We start from the raw sequence: 16,215 nt of genomic DNA on the forward strand, positions 1-16,215 counted from the left end.
ATATTAAAAAAAGAGGTTGCCTAAATATGATAGGCGGCCTCTTTTTGACATACTGCTGGTCTTAGAAAAGACTTATTTATTTTACATCTAGAAAGTTACTAAAATCATAGCGATCACCTATAATCATATCAATAGCTTCCCTGACAGGGGCGTCCCCGGAGGATTTCTTTAGAATGATGTCAGCATAAGGGATAAGTTGGACAGCGCAGTCAGCTGGGGCAAAGGTTACGCCAGCCGTCTTAAATGCGCTAAGATCATTCATGTCATCTCCGATATATGCGACTTCATCTCTTGAAAGATTGTATTTCTCCATGATTTCAGTGAGCTTTGAAGCCTTGTCTGTAACTCCCTGGTGAAGCTCTGTGAGTCCAAGCTCCTTGCAACGGTTTTTGACGATTTCCGACTTTCTTCCGGTGATAATTGCCGGGATAATTCCCATATCTCTGAGAAGCTTGATTCCAAGGCCGTCCTTTACATTGAAGGCCTTCATCATTTCACCGTCATTTCCCATGTATATTTTGCCATCGGTTAGAGTTCCGTCTACGTCCATGGCAAATAGTCTGATCTTTGATAAATCGAACATTTATATCTCCTAAGTTTATTATTTATTAACGCCAAAGTCAAATCTTGAAGGTGTGAGAATACTGATTGGACAATCAGAAACTCTTGTGTTCATATAGTCTTCAATCATGCTTTGCACATCGCGGTTTGCTTCGTCAGCATTGGCAGTATTTCTAGGTTTTTCCATCTCCTTGTGCATATAGTTTGTCTGAGTTGCCTCGTGACTATATCCATCGAATCCGGCGATGGCAATCGAGTTTACATTGAGTTCATCAAGTAATCTCAAAAGCATAATTCCAGAGTTGTCAAGCTGGTCCCATCCGCACTTTATCAGTCGTCCAAAACTGATATTATAGTGGTTTGGCATGTCATTGTTTACAACGTTTGAAGTGACAATCTTCTTGTACTCGTTGAAATGACTTGCCGTTTTCCAGTAATTATATCTTTTCTTGTTGCTGAAGTAAACATAGTTAATTGGATAATCGTGGGAGAGAAGGTTTACGCTTATGACGATGGCCTTGTTCTCGTTAATATACTTAAGTATATCATCTTTGAATTCTACGATACTATGTCCGGGAAGAAGCATCAGAATATTTTTACCTGACATAATCTTCTTCAAATTCATGATGTCCTCGGAGTCATCTCTTGTAGACTTGTTGTAGTCGATATAGGTCTGCTCCAATAGAGGATAATCGTATCTCTTTCTCGCCTCCGGCCCGATTCGATTCAAGATGAAGTTGATATCTCGACTTGAGATTCCGGCCTTCTTGGTGAGGTAGGATATATTATTGACATGAGCGCTATATGAACCTGCCAGGAAGTAGTGAGTTGAATACCCCCAAGTGCAGGTATTGCGGATGCTATCGATGTAGTTATCTATGAGATCTAGGACTGTATCGATATCATATCCTGCACTATACTTTCTGTTCATATATTGCATGATGAGCTCTGTATTGGTATTACCTGCTCCACGGCCCATACCTGCCATAGTTCCGTCGATAGTGACTTTTCTCAATCCCTGTGTCATGTCGATGAACTCCTGGGATAGAGAAAATGACATCTGCAGATTGTTGTGGGAATGGAATCCGATTCTTGATGCAGAGTTGAGGTTGTGATGTATAAGGTGGAAAACTCTGTGTAGGTCTTCCTTGTACATGGAACCAAATGTATCAACAATAGAAAAGGCATATGGCTCAATAGGATTGATCATGTCGATGAGCTCTAGGAGCTCGGCATCGGTATAACCAAGGACATCCACGGGCTGAACATAGAGCTTGTAGCCTTTTTTGACTATTTCTTTGCAGAATTCGATGACATCATATCTCTCGTGCTTGAAGAAGCAGGCTCTGACACCATCTATACTTGTGCCGTCGAAGTCCTCCAAGTTGTCGATGGAATATCTGCTATAATCTGCCAAACATACGTAAGAAGCACCCTTGCGCTCCTCTGGCATGTATGGACGAATTTGTGCTGCGTTGTTGAAAATAGTACTGCCATTTTCATGGGGCTCGTCTTTTAAGAATCCACACTCGATAACGTCGATTCCGCTGTCTGCAAGGCCCTTGATAATTCCTTTTATGACGGTGTTGCCAAACTTGGCATCTACGAGATAACCGCCATCTCTAAGAGTGCAGTCTAGTATTTGTACTCGTTTCATATGTGCCTCCTTACAAATAATTAATCTAATTTGTCTATTCCTTTAATTACTCTTTCAACCTTCTCGATATGTTCAGGAAGATCAACACCGATAGAAGAGTGTTTTGTCTCCTTGAGTCTCATAGTATATCCTCGCTCCATGGCTCTGAGTGGCTCTATTCCTTCGCCGAGTTCGAGTTCTGTCTGAGTCATCTGCGAGAATTCTTTCAGAAAATCTCTCTTGTAGGCATATATTCCAACGTGTCGGAAAACTCTAGCCAATTTTCCGTCCTTGAGATTAGATGGAATTACAGAACGGGAGAAGTACATAGCATCTCCTTTTCTGTCGGTAACTACTTTTACTGTACTTGTCGCTGCAATTTCATCGGGATCTGTGATTTCCTTTTTGAGACTTCCAAAGTATACACTCTCATCTTCGAAGAAGATGCTAATTACTTCGGAGATCATCTCTGGATTAATCACAGGCTCATCCCCCTGGATATTAATAAACAAGTCTCCTTCAACCTTTTCTGCCACTTCTGCAACTCTGTCTGAACCAGTCTCGTGCTTGTCGCTTGTCATGACAACATTCATGTCATATTCTTCGCAAGCTGCCTTGATTCTATCGTCGTCTGTTGCAACGTAAACTTCATCTAACTCAGGAACTTTGAGCGCCTGCTGATAAACCCACCAAATCATAGGTTTATCACAGATATTTACTAATGGCTTTCCCGGAAAGCGGCTTGATTTGTATCTTGCTGGTATTACTCCAATTATCTTCATTATTATTTCCTTCTTTCTTGTTCTTCAGTTTTATTTGCAAGCACATCCTCGAGCTTTACTCTAGGGAAAATCTCTAGATTACCGCCTCGAGTGGCATTGTAAACCTTAATTCCGTGCTTATCAGCGTATTCCTTGATAAGCTGGTATACTTCCAATGAACGGTCTATGATATGAGCACCGATCTGCTCTGTCGTAACATTTTCCTTATTCATTCGCTCTTTGATACGGGAAATATCCGTCAGGGCGATGTCTCTGGTTGTGTAGTTTTCGGAAAAATGTCCGTTAGCTGCATGAGGGTTTGTGCAGTCAACTCCCAGAAGATAAATTTCCTTGAACCCCATGTGAAAAGCGAATTCAAAGGCAAGGGAGAGCACGGTGGCCTTAACCATGCAGTAGGAATAGAGATTGCCCTTGACCTTGTAGCGTTCACTTGGAATAGTGTGAACATAGGTGGTGTCCAGGGTTCTCTTGGTCATCTTTCTATATGTTTCCTCTACAGTAAATAGAGGGCTTTTGACATTGTTATATAGCTCATCACGGAGCTTTCTGGCATAAATATTATCAGAAACACAGTGGTAACTAGGTCTCCAAGAGGTTCTATCAAAAATCTTATAGACCATATTTGTTCCAAATGTATACTCGTCTTTTAGCATATTTAGGTCATCCGGGCTCAGGCTCGGACCATTTCCGATTAGAAAACATCTTTCCCCCTTGTGTATATCCTTCATGGCAATAAGTCTTCTTGTGTTATTGTTGACAAGCAAACCGTGTTTACTGAGGATGCCCTCTAGATTGTAATTAATTATAGAGGACACAATCTTTGCGCGGTTGAACATTTTTTTGGATGTCAGCACAAGGAGTTCCAATGGGTGTTTTTTGTGAGGCGGTATATTGATGATATTATCCGCCAAAGTTTTGCTGGCAAACCCGTTATCGTTGGAATTGAATTTTTCACAAAAAGCCTTATATGCACTGTTATTATCATAGTTAAAATGTTCTATTTCATTGATAATAGCATCTGAAAGTTCCTTCTCTGTGCGGGTTATAGGCCCCGGAAGCTCGCTGATATCAAAGTAAAAACCACGAATATTATTCATATATTCTTCCAAATCATACATATGAAAGATCATAGGCCTTTTTAATATGCTATAATCAAACATGGTGGAAGAGTAATCGGTAATCATCAGATCGCTAATGATAAACAAGTCGTTGATATTATCAACATATGTCACATCGATTATCTTGGCGTGGTCCTTGATGATTTGCTTAGTTCCTATCTGGTGATGTGCTCGGAACAGCATCACATAGTTATCAGGTAAATAGTCCGCGATAGCTTTCAAATCCACATTTTTGTTGTATTGAAATCCTTCCTTGGGATTGAAGTCATTATCTCTCCAAGTTGGAGTATAGAGGATGACCTTCTGTTCCTCAGTGATACCAAATGACTTCTTGATGTCCAGAATCTGTTCATCGGTGTAATGGAAGAGCTGATCGTTGCGGGGATAGCCGCACTCAAAGAATTTGTGGCTGTCCTTGTCGGGAATGGCAAACGCGGATTTCATCTTTTCCATAAAGTAGTCGGATGGGGTGATGAGATAGGTAATTCTCTTGCCCTTAATCTTGTAACGCTTGTGCATTCGTTCGCGTGACTGCCTTGGATCCTCGTCATTTTCTATGTCGCAGCCCAGCTTTTTTAGCGGTGTGCCATGCCAGGTCTCGATATATATCTGATCCTTGCTAGGGATGAGAAAGTCAGGAATGCTGACATTGTTAATCCAAAACCTAGCTGCGGAATAGTACTTAAAGTAGTCAAAACTACCCTTTTTTACCAGGATTGTGTGGGGATTGTCGGCTAAGAACTTGTAGTCCTCGGGTTCGACAAATGCCCAGATAAATATATAATCTCTATAATAATCATCATTGACCATGTACTCATATATAGCTCTCACGCTGTCAGCGTAGCGTTTGCCGTGGTATGATTCGAACATAATCATCTTGTCCTGTGTTGTATATATAAAGCGACACAACTTGAACTTTATTCGGTTTTTTCCGCAGGACAAATCCTGCATAATCCTATACTTTGTTCGTTCTTTCATGGTTATCAACGAGGCCCTCTCTATCCATTAATTGCACATCTGCCATTCAGATATGGTATAGACCATGACTGACGCAAGAATGCATACGTAGTAAGTATACCACATTTAATGCTAGAGTTGCAAGTATTGACAGCATGTGCTACAAAATGATAAAATTATAAAGTGTGTAAAAAGCAAGATAATTGGAGGTTAGCAATAGATGAATAAACCAGAGATTTTGTATCTTGTGGTGCCTTGTTACAATGAAGAAGAGGTGCTGGATGAGACTACAAAACGCGTTTGTGAGAAATTAAATACGCTTATAGCCAGTGGTAAGATTGATGGGAAAAGTCGCGTCCTGTATGTAAATGACGGCTCCAAGGATCAGACTTGGATGATTATTAACAGACTATTTCAAGATAATCCTCTGGTTTGCGGCATTAATCTTTCGAGAAATAGAGGGCACCAGAATGCTGTTTTGGCAGGGCTTATGTATGCCAAGGAAAAAGCTGATTTTGCAATTTCCATGGATGCAGACTTGCAAGATGATATTAATGCAATAGATGAGATGGTAGATAAATATTATGCGGGTAATGATGTTGTCTATGGAGTGAGAAGTTCGAGAAAGAAGGACACTTTCTTCAAGAAGACAACAGCCGAGGGCTTCTACAAGCTCATGAAGTGGATGGGGGTTGATATCGTATTTAACCACGCAGACTATCGCTTGATGAGTAGGAGAGTGCTGGAACAGTTAGGGGAGTACAAGGAGGTTCACTTGTTTTTGCGCGGCATGATTCCGCTGATAGGCTATCCGTCAGATGTTGTTTACTATGAGAGGAACGAGAGGTTTGCCGGTGAGAGCAAGTATCCGCTGAAGAAGATGTTGGCATTCGCCTTTGATGGAATATCCTCTTTTAGCATTAAGCCCATTAGGTTTATTGTATGGCTCGGTTTCATAATATTTATCATAAGCTTGATTATGCTTCTCTACTCAGTTGTGCAGTACTTAGTTGGATATACTGTTCCCGGATGGAGTAGTCTGATTGTATCTGTCTGGGCTTTGGGGGGATTGCAGCTCCTCGCAATCGGGATAATCGGAGAATACATAGGCAAGGTATATATGGAGACCAAGGGAAGGCCTAAGTATGCAATAGAGAAGATTTTGGAAAAGTAAACATCTATTATATAGAAAAACATGGCACAGAGCAATGCTTTGTGCCATGTTTTTTGATATATTACGGATTGTCCTACGATTATTTTTTTTTGAAAACCCATTCTCTCTGTATCTGGAAACTTACAACAAAGAGAATTGTGTCTATAATACACTTTCTGATGGTTCTGGCAAATATGAATGTAAATGCGTATTCCACCAACACAGTTGATATGAGAAGCTGTGTGATGCAAAGAATATAGTACTTTACAATGATGCTCCTATCACTTGATTCATTGGTAAATACTCGCCTCTTATTCATGGTAAAATTAAACAGCGACGAACCCAATCTCGAAGTAACACTTCTCAGGAAGGTTACCCAAGGAATCTGAATTCCCAGCAGGAGGAGGGATGCCTTATCTCCAATAAAGAATCTAAATATCGCTCCCATGATGTAGAAAAGGATAATGTCGATTATAAAACTCGACAGAGAGCTTAGCATAAACTTCAAAAAAGTCTTGTAAATCCTTATGGAATCAAGAAAAGGATTGAAGTGGGAACTCTCGTTATTGGCCAGATATATAGTCTCTATTCCAAATTCGATTATCGGGATATTCTGTTCGTTGGCGCAAATCAGCATGTTCATCTCGTACTCAAAGCGCTCGCCCTTGGTATTGGCAAAGTGTTCCTTGAGAAGACTCCTTGGAATGCCGCGAAGTCCTGTCTGGGTATCTGACACCTTGATGCCGCAAAGGAGATTGATGAGCTTTCTGGTTAGCACATTTCCAAAGCGACTTCTGAGTGGAATCTTCTTGTCGTCAAATGTTCTGCAACCGAGGATAAGGCTGTCTTGGTGTACCTCCACAAGCTTGGCACATGTTATAATATCCTTTACAACATGCTGGCCGTCGCAGTCAACGGTAACTGTGCCGATTATGTCATCACAGTTCTTCAAAATATGATTAAATGCCGACTTCAAAGCCATGCCCTTGCCGAAGTTAACGGTATGCCTAATTAACTTGCACCCGTATTCTTTCTTGCAAGTCTTAAAATATTTTCTGTTCTTAATCTCACTTCCATCGTCTACAAGAATTATGCTCTCAAAACCAGCCTGCCTTAGTTCCTTGACAAGCTTAACTAGCCTCTCGTCGGGATTGAGGGCTGGAATGACAATGGAAATATGTTTTAGATAACTCGCCATTGCTGACTCCTCTTCAAAATTTTAATACATTATATAGTATAATATTTCTTGGAAATTTAAGCAAGTAAATGTTGAATTTTTGATTATATTGAATTATAATTTAGGTTGTGTTGTTTAAATAAGAACAAAAAGTATCATTGGAGAGATGATTAACATGGACAATATTCAAAAAGTACCAGAAAAATATTCCGATGTCGAATTGGCAAGGCTCCACGAAATCAGCCTAGAGATGGCAAGTGTGTTCGTGGATTTTTGCAATGAAAATAATCTGTTGTGCTACCTATGCGGCGGTGGTTGTATTGGAGCGATAAGGCATAAGGGGTTCATTCCTTGGGATGATGACCTCGATTTTTTCATGCCCAGAAAAGATTATGAGACATTTGTAGAACGCTGGAATTCCTACGAAAAAGGGAAAAGATATATATTGTCCGACTCTGATGGAGACTACAATGATAGAAATAATTTTGCAACCCTGAGAGATTCAAAGACGACTCAGGTGAAGCCTTATCAGAAGGATATAATGGTGCCGCATGGCGTTGCACTGGATGTCATTCCACTAGATGGTTATCCTAAGGGCAAGTTTCAGAGGAAGATACAATGCGTGAATGCGCTTATCTATTCTCTTTTTAGAGCGCAGACAGTCCCTGAGAAACACGGGGGAATCTTGGCGCTTGGAAGTAAGATTTTGTTAGGAATTGTCAGAAGCAAGAAGAGAAGAGAAAAAATCTGGAAAAAGGCCAAGGCGAGAATGACAAAGTATGCCATCTCGGATTGCGATTATATTACAGAGCTCTGTAGCGGACCATTTTATATGAAGAAAAAGTATAAGAGTGAATGGTTTGCAAAGGCCAGCTTTGTGGAGTTTGAAGACAGGAAGATGCCGATTCCTGTGGGATATGACGGATATTTGAGAGAGGCATTTGGCGATTATATGGAGCTTCCTCCGGTGGAGAAGAGAGTTGCTCACCACGATTGTCTCTATCTGGACCTGGATAAGCCATGTGTATTGGACGGAGAGGAACTCAGGAAAGTTCAGATGAAGTGCCTCGAAATCACGGAGGTATTTAAGGAGTTTTGTGAGAGACACGGACTTTTATTCTACTTGTGTGGTGGCGGATGTATAGGGGCTTTGAGGCATGGTGGTTTCATACCTTGGGATGATGATATAGATGTATTTATGCCTAGGGATGATTATGAAAAAATGTGCGAACTCTGGCACAAGGAGATGGATGAGAAAAAGTACAAGTTAAGTAGAACTGATGCGGAACATTTTGAAAAATCTCAGTTGACAGCTATCACCGATGAGGAGACCACTTTTGTCAAGGAGAGACAGAAAAACTTGAGAGTGGCTCATGGAATAAGGCTAGAAGTTCTTCCGCTAGATGGGTGCCCGGACTCGAGATTAAAGAGGAAAATCCAGCTTTTGTGGGGACTGGCATATCAGATTTACATTAATCAAGAGCCCCCTACAAGCAAGGGACCGATATTGCTTTTTATAGGAAAGGTTATGTTGGCTTTGGCGCCGGGATGGAGGATGCGATATAGGATGGCCATGCTTTGCGAGAGGCAGATGACGAAGTATCCTATTGCTGAGTGCAGTAAGATTACGGAGCTTTGCGTACGATATAATTATATGGTCAATGAATATCCCAAGGAAGCCTTTGAGAGTGCCGTGATGAGAAAGTTTGAGAATACGGAATTACCTATACCGGTGGGGTACGATGAGTACTTGAAGATGGCATTTGGAGATTATATGGAAATGCCTCCGGAAGATAAGAGAGTTCCAAGTCATGACGGACTTTGTGTCGATGTGGAGAAAGGCTACAAAGAATATGAAGGAATTTTCTTTCCGTGATTGACATATTAGTTAAAATACGTTATTATACATTCTATGAATAATAATAGAAAGTGGGCATATTCAAGGAGAAAAACGATATGAATTGGTTGAAAAAATCAATTGAAAAGGGCAGGATGTCAGCAGTATATAGAATATTTTTGGTGGTTCTAGATGCTTGCTGTGTGAATCTGTGCGCCTTTTTGGCATTATTTATAAGATATGAATTAAACTGGGAGAGGTTTCTCAAGAGTGGAATCGCTGCGGACTATACAATGGGTTATGTTGCTACAATCAAGGAGATTGCATTGTTCAATACCATTATTGCGCTAGCGATTTTTGCGCTATTTAGAATGTATAACAGTTTGTGGAGATATGCAAGTATCAACGAGTTTATCAATATCATGATATCGGTGTTTTTGTCCACGGCTGCATACTTTCTTCTGATTTTCGGAACCTATAGAAGGCTCCCTAGATCTTATTTTGTTATTTATGCATTTTTGCTATTGTGTTTTACGGTGGCATCTCGTTTTTCATACCGGTTTTTGAGGCAGCTGTACAATTCCAGGGTACACGGTGTGGGTATGAGAAATACTATGATTATCGGTGCCGGCGAGGCCGGCAATGTGGTGATCAACGAGCTCAAGATGAGCACCAACCTAGATAGCAATATTTGCTGTATCATCGATGATAACAAGGCAAAGCATAAGACATACATTAAGGGCGTCAAGGTTATAGGAGGACGTGAGTGCATAGCTGATGCTGTGAAAAAGTATAATATCAACGAGATTATCATTGCCATGCCAAGTGCTCCTAAGAAAGATATCAAGGAGATTATTGAGATATGCCAAGAGGTCTCTGTAGCTCAGATCAAGATTCTTCCGGGAGTATATCAGTTTGTAACCGGAGAAGCTGTAGTGGAGAAGCTCCGCCACGTAGAAATCGAAGATTTGCTTGGAAGAGAGCCGGTTAAGACCAATCTCGAGTCAGTCATGTCATATGTTAAGAATAAAGTAGTTCTCGTAACCGGTGGTGGTGGTTCTATCGGAAGTGAGTTGTGTAGGCAGATAGCAGCTAACAAGCCAAAACTTCTGATTATTTTCGATATTTATGAGAATAATGCCTATGATATCCAGCAGGAGCTACTTTCAAAGTATCCTAACATGCACCTTGAGGTTCTCATAGGATCAGTTAGAAATACAAGTAGAATTGATGATGTATTCAAGACATTTAAGCCGGAGATAGTTTACCATGCGGCAGCGCACAAACACGTGCCTCTCATGGAGGACAGTCCCAACGAAGCTATCAAGAACAATGTCTTTGGAACATATAAAGTTGCTCTTGCAGCAGGAAAGTACAATGCTAGCAAGTTTGTTCTCATATCCACTGATAAGGCGGTTAATCCGACTAATATCATGGGAGCTTCAAAGAGAATATGCGAGATGATTATTCAGGGGCTCGACAAGAGATCAAACACAGATTATGTGGCAGTTAGATTTGGTAATGTGCTTGGAAGTAACGGAAGTGTAATTCCGCTTTTCAAAAAGCAGATTGAAGCGGGAGGCCCTGTGACTGTTACTGACAAGAGAATTATAAGATATTTTATGACCATCCCGGAGGCGGTTTCACTAGTGCTCCAAGCGGGCGTGTATGCCAAGGGTGGCGAAATATTTGTCCTAGATATGGGAGAACCTGTTAAGATTGATGATTTGGCAAGAAATCTTATCAGATTGTCAGGTTATGTTCCGGATGAGGATATCGAGATAGTTTACACTGGACTTAGGCCAGGAGAGAAACTATATGAGGAAATGTTGATGGACGAGGAAAACCTCAAGCAGACAGAAAATGAGCTTATACATATTGGAAGACCGATTGAATTTGATGAGGAAGCATTTTTCGATGGTCTAGATGATCTGTACAAGGCAGCATACAATGAGGTTTGTGACATGAAGGAGATAGTGGCGAAAATCGTCCCAACATATCACTATAAAAAAAGCAAGAAAGATGATGTGAAAATGAGCCAGAATATGGTGCGTTTTTACGAAACAAGCAGGAAGGAGAATGTGAAGTAAAGAGAAAGCATTGAAAAAAGGAATAGTTTAGGATGAAAAAGAGATTACAGACTGATTGAAGGAGACTATCAGTTTAAGAGAAGCAAGAGGAAAACTTTTCGTAAGAGAAGAGCATAAGATTACAGGAGGTAGAAATGTTATCTAAACTAAGTGTTAAGAAACCGTATACTGTCTTAGTTGCGGTTGTACTAATTATCACTCTAGGATACTTGTCGTTCAGGAATATGAGTACTGATTTATTGCCTGATATGGATTTGCCGTATGCGATAGTTATGACAACTTATCCAGGTGCCAGTCCGGAGGAAATAGAAAATTCAGTTACCAGACCTGTGGAACAGGGAATGGCAAGTATTACCAATGTTAAGCAAGTCAGGTCTATGTCCAATAGCAATTACTCTGTCGTTATTATGGAGTTTAATGACGGAGCTGATATGGACACAGCCACAATCGATATGCGAGAGAAACTTGATCAGGTAAGTGCACAGTGGGACGATGCCATCGGAAATCCTACGATTATGAAGATTAGCCCGGACATGATGCCAATCATGGTTGCGGCACTTGATATCGAGGGAATGGATCGAGTGCAGTTGACAGACAAGGCTAAGAAGGACATTATTCCGGAGCTTGAAAGCGTGGAAGGTGTAGCCAGTCTCAACGTATCAGGTCAGGTTGACAAGGAAATCAAGGTTATTATCCAACAGGACAAAATCGATGCCATCAACAAGAAGGTTGAGGATGCCATCGAAGGAAAGATGGAGAAAGCCGGCAAGAAACTCGATAAGGGTAAAGAGAAGATAAAAGATGGAAAGGATACCATCTCGGAGCAGCAGGAAAAAACTGCCGAGAAGTTTGCCCAAGGAGAGGAAAAGTTAGAAAAATCATCCGCTAAGATTAAAGATACTTTGGAGAAAATCAATGCTGGAATTACTCAGGTTAAGGACCAGGAAAAGAAAGTATTGGATTCTGAAAAGAAGGTCAAAGCGGGATTGGTTAAGATCAAGACTGAGAAGACAAAGTTGCTTGCAACAATCAAGACTCTGACGACTACTCAGGCGACCTTGAAGTCAACCAAGGACTCCTATGATAAGCTCGTCAAGCTCAAGGAAGGTCTTGAGGCACAGAGAGATGCCACAGGCGAGACAACTGATATCAGAAATCAGCTCAATACAGTAAATGCTCAGATCGGAGTGATCGAAGGAAAGCTCAAGGAGCAGGGAATGAGCGTTGCTGATCTTGGAGCTAAGCTCACAGAAGTGACCAAGGGATTGGCGCAGGCCAACAAAGGTAAGAAGGCAATCGAGACTCAGGAGACAAAGCTCAACAAGACTTTGACTCAGATTGAGACAGGTAAGAAGAAGATAATTGCCGGCAAGAACAAGCTGTATATGACTAAGAAAAAGCTCGAGCAGGGTCAGATTAGCATTAATGATGCCAATAATACTCTCAGAAAGCAGAAAGTCTTAGCTACTATTAAGCTCAGTGTTGCAGAATCAGATATTAAGTCCGGAGAAGCAAAGATTAACGATGCTCTCAAGACATTCAAAGATACAAAGAAGACAACCAAGGAGAAATCTGACCTAGGTAAGATTATTACTAAGTCAATGGTTGAGGGAATCCTTACTGCTGAGAACTTTGAGATGCCAGCGGGAACCATCACGGAGGACAAGACATCTTATCTTGTCAAGGTTGGAGAAAAAGTTGAGTCAGACAAAGATCTTGGAGATATGGTAATTGTGGATATGGGTCTCGATGATCTAGATCCAATCAAGTTGTCGGATGTGGCTGATGTTGTTGTATCAGACAACTCAAAAGATGTATTTACAATTATCAACGGAAACCCTGGTATTGCTATTGTTGCAGAGAAGTCCACAGGATATTCTACAGGTGACGTATCTAAGAACATTAAGAAGAAATTTGATGAATTGGAGAAAGCTAACAAAGGGCTTTCATTCACTCCACTTATGGATCAGGGTGTGTACATTGACATGGTTGTTGACTCTGTCATGGAAAACCTTCTCATCGGTGGTGGACTTGCAATTATCATATTGCTTTTGTTCCTCTGGGATATCAGACCGACAATCATTGTAGCATGCTCCATTCCTTTGAGTGTGGTTGCAGCGATTGTGGCAATGTATTTCTCAGGAGTAACACTGAATATCATCTCACTTTCAGGACTCGCCCTAGGTGTAGGAATGTTGGTGGATAACTCGGTAGTTGTTATAGAGAATATTTTCCGACTCAGAAATGAGGAAGGATATAGTATGAAGCAAGCGTCTATCGAGGGAGCGAGACAGGTGGCAGGAGCTATCTTGGCATCAACTCTTACAACAGTTTGTGTATTTGCCCCTATCGTGTTTACAGAGGGTATAACAAGGCAGCTTTTTGCAGACTTGGCATTGACGCTTGCATATTCATTGCTTGCCAGCCTGATTGTAAGTTTAACTTTGGTGCCGGCTATGTCACAGGGAATGCTCAGAAAGAAGAAAGAGGGAAGAGTATTCTTTATCGACAAGCTTCAGAAAGTATATGCTAAGCTTCTCAGACCGATGATTAGATTTAAGCCGATAGTATTTATCGTTTCTATTGGTTTGTTGGTATTGTTTATTGCGCTTGCAGTTGCCAATGGTACTGCATTTATGCCTGAGATGGGCGGAACACAGATGACAGCCACAATCTCACCACCTGATGACAACAAGGGAATGGATTCAGACGAATTGAACAAGATATCTAAAGAAGTTATCAAGGTAGTTGAGGATATTAACGGCGTTCAGACTGTTGGAGCTTTCTCCGGTGGTGCAAGTGTAATGTCCATGTCAAGTAGTGGTGGTGCATCTGTATCAATGTATATCTTGTTGGATGAAACTACCAAGAGAACTACTAAGGAGATAAAGAGCGAAATCGATGACAAGACCAAGAATTTTAAGTGTAAGGTTGATGTTCAGGATTCAGCTATTAGCATGGGTTCAGCATTCGGAAGCGGAGTTACTATAGAGGTCAAAGGTAAGGACCTTGACAAACTAAAGCTGATGACTGAAGAAATCATGGATAAAATCCAAGGCGTAAAGGGTGTTGCAGAGGTTTCTAACGGCCTTGAAATAGGACAAAAGGAGTACCGCATCACTGTTAATAAGGCTAAGGCTATGGAGCATACGCTCACAGTTGCCCAGGTATTCCAAAAGATTAATGAAAAGATCAAGGAAGCTACGTCTGCTACGACTATTTCCACAGATCTTGATGACTTGGATGTATATGTAAGTCATGCGTCAGATTCATCTATGTCTCAGAAGGATCTCAAGAACATGAAGATCGAGTATACAGATACAATGACGCAGAAGACCAAGAAAGTTAAGCTAAGTAAGATTGCTACTTTTGAGGTTGTTGATGCACCGTCTTCAATCAATCGTAAAGATCAGACGAGATATATGGAAGTGACAGTAAAACTTGATGAAGATAGTAATATAGGTCTTGTAAGTGCAGATCTTAAGAAGGCGCTTGAAGACTACAAGGCTCCTGATGGATATAAGTACGAGTTTACAGGAGAGGATAAGACAATTAATGAGTCTATGGAACAGGTGGGACTCATGATGGTCTGTGGAGTGTTATTCATGTATTTGATCATGGTTGCTCAATTCCAGTCATTGCTCTCGCCATTTATCATCCTCTTCACCATACCACTTGCCTTTACTGGTGGATTTATGGGATTATGGATATCAGGAAGCGAGGTCAGCGTAATCGCCATGATTGGTTTTGTAATGCTATCAGGTATCATAGTTAATAATGGTATCGTGTTGGTAGATTACATCAATCAGTTGAGAGAAGCCGGAAAATCAAAGATCGATGCCATCGTAGAAGCCGGAGTGACACGTCTTCGCCCAATTCTTATGACGGCGATCACTACAATCCTTGGACTTGTACCAATGGTTGTAAGTCAGCAAAATGGTTCAGATATGGTTAGACCAATGGCTATAGTTACAATTGGTGGATTGATATACGGAACACTTTTGACTTTGTTTGTAGTGCCATGTATCTATGCTGCAATCAACAGGAAAAAGTACAATAAGGAGAGAAAATCCAAATGATGCAGGAAACTAAAGCTCCGATAGGAATTTTTGACTCTGGTGTCGGCGGATTGACTGTAGTACGCGAAGTGATGAGGCAACTCCCTAGGGAGAGCCTCGTCTACTTTGGTGATACAGCCAGAGTCCCATATGGAAGTAAATCTAAGAGCACAATATGCAAGTACAGTCGACAGATTGTGAGATTTTTGCAGACGAAAAACGTGAAGGCGATTGTGGTTGCATGTAATACAGCAAGTGCTTTGGCACTAGATGAGCTCAAGAGTCTTATCGATATTCCGATAATTGGTGTTGTGGAACCCGGAGCCATTATGGCTGCCAATACAACAAAGACCAAGAGTATAGGAATCATAGGAACAGAGAGTACTATAAAGAGTGGTATCTACGACAAGTTTTTGAGAAAGATTGACCCAGATATAACTGTGGTAAGTAAGGCTTGTCCTCTCTTTTGCCCGCTCGTGGAAGAAGGGCTCTGGGAAGATAGAGTGACAGAGGATATCGCCGGACGGTATTTGCATGAATTAAAGGAGTATGAGATAGACTCCCTTATCTTGGGATGTACCCACTATCCAATGCTTCGCAGAACTATTGCAAGAGAAATGGGGGAGGGTGTGACTCTCGTCAATCCGGCATATGAGACGGCCAAAGCGCTGAAAGCTATGCTTGCTTCCCATGATCTGCTCAATGATCAGGAGGCTGAGCCAACATATGACTATTATGTCAGCGACGGAGATGAGAAATTCATCTCATTTGCCAACGATGTTCTAACTTGTCCGGTAAAAGGGGCAAAGATCATAGATATAGAATCTTATTGATTCGGAATTCAAG

General features: G+C 41.1%; 10 protein-coding genes. 5 read left to right on the forward strand and 5 right to left on the reverse strand.

Annotation, left to right across the window (positions count from 1 at the left end; genetic code table 11):
* Positions 1–76 precede the first annotated feature (76 nt).
* Genes L877_RS0101665 through L877_RS0101680 form a run of 4 tightly spaced genes read right to left on the reverse strand, consistent with a single transcriptional unit; the run spans position 77 to position 5,075 of the window.
* A complete protein-coding gene (locus tag L877_RS0101665) occupies positions 77–583 on the reverse strand; it encodes a KdsC family phosphatase (RefSeq protein ID WP_026834610.1) in 507 nt (168 codons plus the stop codon).
* An 18-nt stretch (positions 584–601) separates the two neighbouring features.
* Positions 602–2,218 carry an aldolase catalytic domain-containing protein gene (locus tag L877_RS0101670; protein WP_026834611.1) on the reverse strand — a complete coding sequence of 539 codons (1,617 nt, stop codon included), beginning with the start codon at positions 2,216–2,218 and terminating at the stop codon, positions 602–604.
* Between the two features lie 20 nt (positions 2,219–2,238).
* Positions 2,239–2,979, reverse strand: a complete 741-nt coding sequence (kdsB, locus tag L877_RS0101675; RefSeq protein ID WP_026834612.1) for a 3-deoxy-manno-octulosonate cytidylyltransferase — start codon at positions 2,977–2,979, stop codon at positions 2,239–2,241.
* 2 nt (positions 2,980–2,981) lie between these two features.
* Positions 2,982–5,075 carry a CDP-glycerol glycerophosphotransferase family protein gene (locus L877_RS0101680; RefSeq protein WP_207637215.1) on the reverse strand — a complete coding sequence of 698 codons (2,094 nt, stop codon included), beginning with the start codon at positions 5,073–5,075 and terminating at the stop codon, positions 2,982–2,984.
* 199 nt (positions 5,076–5,274) lie between these two features.
* On the opposite strand from L877_RS0101680, the gene L877_RS0101685 reads away from it, so the two are divergent.
* Positions 5,275–6,228 (forward strand): glycosyltransferase family 2 protein, encoded by a 954-nt coding sequence (locus L877_RS0101685; protein WP_026834614.1) that lies wholly within the window; start codon positions 5,275–5,277, stop codon positions 6,226–6,228.
* 79 nt (positions 6,229–6,307) lie between these two features.
* On the opposite strand, the gene L877_RS0101690 is transcribed toward L877_RS0101685, so the two are convergent.
* Entirely contained in the window at positions 6,308–7,405 is a 1,098-nt protein-coding gene (locus L877_RS0101690) for a glycosyltransferase (RefSeq protein ID WP_026834615.1), read from the reverse strand.
* A 154-nt stretch (positions 7,406–7,559) separates the two neighbouring features.
* Between L877_RS0101690 and L877_RS14350 the strand changes: the two genes are divergently transcribed.
* The 4 genes from L877_RS14350 to murI all read left to right on the forward strand — a co-directional run bounded on the left by L877_RS14350 (position 7,560) and on the right by murI (position 16,202).
* The gene (locus L877_RS14350; protein ID WP_242837101.1) at positions 7,560–9,260 is read left to right on the forward strand and encodes a LicD family protein; all 1,701 of its coding nucleotides are present in this window, start codon (positions 7,560–7,562) and stop codon (positions 9,258–9,260) included.
* 80 nt (positions 9,261–9,340) lie between these two features.
* On the forward strand, positions 9,341–11,311 hold the full coding sequence (locus tag L877_RS0101705) for a polysaccharide biosynthesis protein (protein WP_207637216.1): 1,971 nt from the start codon (positions 9,341–9,343) through the stop codon (positions 11,309–11,311).
* Between the two features lie 134 nt (positions 11,312–11,445).
* A complete protein-coding gene (locus L877_RS0101715) occupies positions 11,446–15,390 on the forward strand; it encodes an efflux RND transporter permease subunit (protein WP_026834617.1) in 3,945 nt (1,314 codons plus the stop codon).
* Complete coding sequence (murI, locus tag L877_RS0101720) at positions 15,387–16,202, forward strand: glutamate racemase (RefSeq protein WP_242837102.1); 816 nt, start codon at positions 15,387–15,389, stop codon at positions 16,200–16,202. Before L877_RS0101715 ends, murI begins: the two co-directional genes overlap by 4 nt.
* The last annotated feature ends 13 nt before the right edge of the window (positions 16,203–16,215 follow it).

Source organism: Eubacterium xylanophilum ATCC 35991, from assembly GCF_000518685.1.
GTDB classification, from domain to species: Bacteria; Bacillota; Clostridia; order Lachnospirales; family Lachnospiraceae; genus Eubacterium_F; species Eubacterium_F xylanophilum.